At 72.0% G+C, this 3,883-nt stretch carries 5 protein-coding genes; 4 read left to right on the top strand and 1 reads right to left on the bottom strand.

Annotated features, from left to right (window positions below; translation table 11 throughout):
* A partial coding sequence (locus tag ACQKIP_RS42215; RefSeq protein WP_427745428.1) for a hypothetical protein occupies positions 1–231 on the bottom strand: 231 nt, incomplete at its 3' end.
* Here ACQKIP_RS42215 and ACQKIP_RS42210 point away from each other — a divergent pair.
* From ACQKIP_RS42210 to ACQKIP_RS42195, 4 genes are all read left to right on the top strand, one after another.
* A complete protein-coding gene (locus ACQKIP_RS42210; RefSeq protein ID WP_427745427.1) occupies positions 208–1,533 on the top strand; it encodes an RICIN domain-containing protein in 1,326 nt (441 codons plus the stop codon). The two genes, ACQKIP_RS42215 and ACQKIP_RS42210, sit on opposite strands and share 24 nt — an antisense overlap.
* 26 nt (positions 1,534–1,559) lie before the next feature.
* Entirely contained in the window at positions 1,560–2,630 is a 1,071-nt protein-coding gene (locus ACQKIP_RS42205; RefSeq protein WP_365855858.1) for a hypothetical protein, read from the top strand.
* Positions 2,631–2,687: 57 nt separating this feature from the next.
* Entirely contained in the window at positions 2,688–3,215 is a 528-nt protein-coding gene (locus ACQKIP_RS42200) for a GNAT family N-acetyltransferase (RefSeq protein ID WP_365855860.1), read from the top strand.
* 112 nt (positions 3,216–3,327) lie between these two features.
* Positions 3,328–3,883: SDR family NAD(P)-dependent oxidoreductase (locus tag ACQKIP_RS42195; protein ID WP_427745426.1), on the top strand; the 556-nt coding region annotated here is incomplete at its 3' end.

Raw genomic sequence — 3,883 nt, 5'->3', positions numbered from 1 at the left:
CTGTGGCACAGTGAGGTCGAGGCGGAACACATATCCATACCAGCCGGTTTGTCGGGCTTGAGCGCCGACCTCGCGGGTGATGCTCTCGACCAGGCGCGCGAGCAATTCCGGGCAGGGATCGTACGCGCTCACCGGGAACTCGCGCCGACCAAAGAATGCTCTCTTTACAACCGGCTTCTCGATGTCGCGATGCGCCGCGGCGGCGGCTTGCTGCCCGATCTCCGACAGCATCTGACGGAATGCCGCCACTGCCGTGACGTCGCCGACCAACTCGGCCACTGCGAAAGCCGCCTCGGCACGCTGCTCGCCGAAGCGGTACTCGGCTGGGGTGTCCGCCGCTATCTGGAGTCGCGCCCGGGGCGCGGAGGTTCCGCGAAGCGCGGGGGAGCCGCAGCGAAGCAGGGCGCGGGAGGGGCCGGACACAGTGGCAGACACGCGGGCGGCGGGGGACGCCATCGCCCCGCGTCGCACACCCTTCTGCCGGGCGGTGGTCCGCTCGCCTCCGCGTGGGCGCACTCACGGGCACTGCGCACCGGAGCGGTCCTGGGGTCCGCCGCCCTGCTCGCGACCGCGCTCGTCATCACTTTCGCGCCGGGCGACGGCGACAGCGGCGGGTCCGTGCCGCCGACGGGTATGGCCGGCGGCCATCACGCCGGTCCGGGCGCGGACTCCGACGAGCCGTCCGCGGGCTCTTCCGCTCCCGCCTCCACGGACTACCCCGGCAGTTCCGACCGGGGCAGGCTCCGCAACACGGCGGCGGACCTGTGCCTCGACATACGCGGCGGCAAGGTGAAGCCCGATGCGGCAACGAAGCTGGCCAAGTGCTCGGCCAAGGCCAGCCAACAGTGGTCGTACGAGGAGAACGGGCTCCTGAGCAGCGTCAGCCGCCCCGACCTGTGCCTGGATTCCGGCGCTGACGACGGGGCGCTCTCCCTGGGCGTCTGTGTGGCGCCCTCGGCCGAGCATGCCGACGAGGTGCGCTACGACCTGACCGTACGGGGGGAGTTGCTGCCGCGCTGGCACGAAGGACTTGCCGTCGCGCCCTCCTCCTTGCGCAAGGGCGCGGATGTCCTGGTCAAGGTGCGCGACGGGTCCCAGAAGGAGCGATGGACGCTCGGCTCCTCGTCGGCGGCTCCCGGCACCCGGTCGATAGACGGGAAGTCGATAGACGGAAAGGGAAAGAGCAGCCCCTCGGCGAAGAGCGGTCCTGACGCGCCGCGCGCGCACGGCGATGCCTGCACCGGCTCGACGTGCAAGCCGTCATCGCCCGGGGAACAGAAACCGGGTGCGAAGGGAGGCGGCAAGAAGGGCCAAGGGCCGCGGCCCGCACCGGACTCGGCCCAGCACGACGACGGCGACATCAAGAAGCGGTACGCCGAGGTCGACTGCTGTGACGGCCCGGCTCCGGCGGCTCCGCATGGCCCCGGTGATGACCTCCGCACCCCCGCAGTACGAGACGGAGTTCTGGACCAGCTGTCCGACGCCCGGCCGGAGTTGCCCGTGAACGGCGCTACAGGGGCGCTCAGCCGGTGAAGGTCCCGGGTGTCTAGAGTCGCCCCATGACGAGGACCACACCCCCGCGGCCGCTGGACGTCGTGTCGCTCTTCCCGGAGCTCGCCGCGTACCGGGGCACCACCACCCGGCTGCACCCGGCGCCCGGGAACCCGGAGGTGACGGCAAGCTCCGTCGGCGGGCCGATGCTGTGGCCGGCGGACGAGCCGTGGCCGGTGTGCACCGAGGCCCACAAGCGGGGGAGCGGCCTACGCCCCGCGGACATCCACCGGCGGCGACAGATCCTGTCCGAGGCATGGGGCCGGGAATCGTCGCCGGGCCCCACGGAGGAGGAGCGGCAGCTTCTGGACGAGCTGGGCCGCCGGCACCGGGTTCCCGGTGTCGGCGACACCGATCCGCTCCCGATGACCGGCCTCGCGCAGCTCTACCGGCGGGACATCCCCGACCTGCCGGCGGGCCCGGACGGCGCCGACCTGCTCCAGGTGTTCTGCTGCCCTTTCGACGCGCACGGCCGCTACCGGTGCGAACTCCTCGTCCACCTGCACTGGCGCAGGTCGGCGGAGGTCGGCGAGGTGCTGGCATCGCCGCCGCAACCACAGGTCGTCGGCGCCGCCGGATATGTGCCCGAGCCCTGCGTGCTGCACCCCGAGCAGGTGGTCACCTACCCCTTCGCGGGGCTCCTGCCCGAGGACCTGTGCGAGCGGATCTACGCCAGGGAGGACGCCCTTGACGAAGAGGTCGAGGAGCGGGCGGCCGTGGAGTGGCAGGCCGAGGGGGCGGAGGAGCCGGAGGGCGAGGCGGCGGACGACGTGATCCGCTACCAGTACGACCTGTCCATCCCGCCCGGCTGGCGCGTCGGCGGCTTCGCGTCCTGGCACACGACCGACCCGTCCCCCGTGAACTGTCAGACCTGCACCACCCCCATGGAGCTGCTGCTGACCATCGACAGCTCGGAGTGGGACGGCGGCAGCGGAAGCTGGAAGCCGGCGGAGCAGGCGGACTTGCCGCCACACCCGGCCGCCCTGCCGACCGGAGTCATCGTGGGCCGGGCCGGCGAACTGAACATCTTCGCCTGCCCCTCCGACCCCGCCCACCCGCACCGTTGCAGCGTCCAGTGAGGCCGGTAGCGGGAAAGGGCGTAGCGGCATGCCCGGCGCCGGTGGCAGACTGCGCCGATGATCGACGACCTTCCCGGTGGACTGACGGCACGGCACCCTGCTGAGGAGGACCATCCGCGGGTCCTCGCGGTGGTGGACGCGTGGTGGGGCGGCCTGAAAGGGCAGGCGGGGGCCTTGGAGCGGGCGCTGCTCCTGCCCCGCCTCTACTTCCAGCACTTCACCACCAGCAGCTTCGTGGTCGAACGCGACGGGGGAGAGGGCGAGGAAGGAGAGGACGCGGGGCAGCTCGCGGCCTTCCTGGTCGGCTTCCTGTCGCAGACCGAACCCGACGCCGCCTACGTGCACTTCGTCGGCGTCGACCCGCACCTGCAGGGGCAGGGCATCGGACGCTCCCTCTACCGCGCCTTCTTCGCCCTGGCCCGGTCGCACGGCCGCCGCTACGTGCACTGCATCACCAGCCCGCAGAACACCGCGTCACAGTCCTTCCACACCCGGCTCGGCTTCACGGCCTCGGCGGCGAAGCCGGACTACGACGGCCCCGGACTCGACCGAGTGACCTTCATCATCGACCTCGCCGCGGGCTGAGTGCTCGATTCGGGGGCGGCGGGGTGTTGGCGGCGGGGTGTCGGGTGATGGTTAATGGCGTGCGGGGGATGTCAGTTGCCGTGTGTGCCGGTAGGTAGGGCGGGAGTTGTCTGTGAGTGCTGAGTCGTCGGTTTCCGGCCAGCGGTTTGTCGACCGCTGTGTGGTGGTGAGCGGGGGAGCCCACGGGATCGGCGCGGCGACGGCCCGGCGGCTCGCGTCCGAGGGCGCCGGGGTGGTGATCGCCGATGTGGACGCCGAGGAGGGCGAGCGCACCGCGCAGGCCATCCGTGAGGACGGCGGGCGCGCGGTGTTCGAGGTGTGCGATGTGGCCGAAGAAGAAGCGTGGGCGAGGACGGTGGAGGTCGCCCGCGACCGCTTCGGCCCGGTCTGCGGGCTGCTCAGCAACGCCTACACCGTGCGCGGCGGCGCGGCCGACGTGATCAAGGCGGAGGACTGGAACCGGCAGTTGTCGGTCATGCTGACCGGCGCGTTCCTCGGCGTACGGGCCTGTCTTGACGACCTGCGCGACACGCGGGGCGCGGTGCTCCTCGTCTCGTCCGTGCACGCCGTCATGGGCCTGCCGGGCCGCCCGGCCTACGCGGCGGCGAAAGCTGGCCTGACCGGTCTGGCCCGCCAGCTCGCCGTGGAGTACGCGCCCGGCGTACGGG

The sequence above is a fragment of the Streptomyces sp. NPDC059900 genome (assembly GCF_050270335.1).
In the GTDB taxonomy this organism is placed as follows: domain Bacteria; phylum Actinomycetota; class Actinomycetes; order Streptomycetales; family Streptomycetaceae; genus Streptomyces.
Note: the sequence above shows the minus strand (reverse complement) of the source record. Positions and strands in the feature narration are given on the sequence as shown.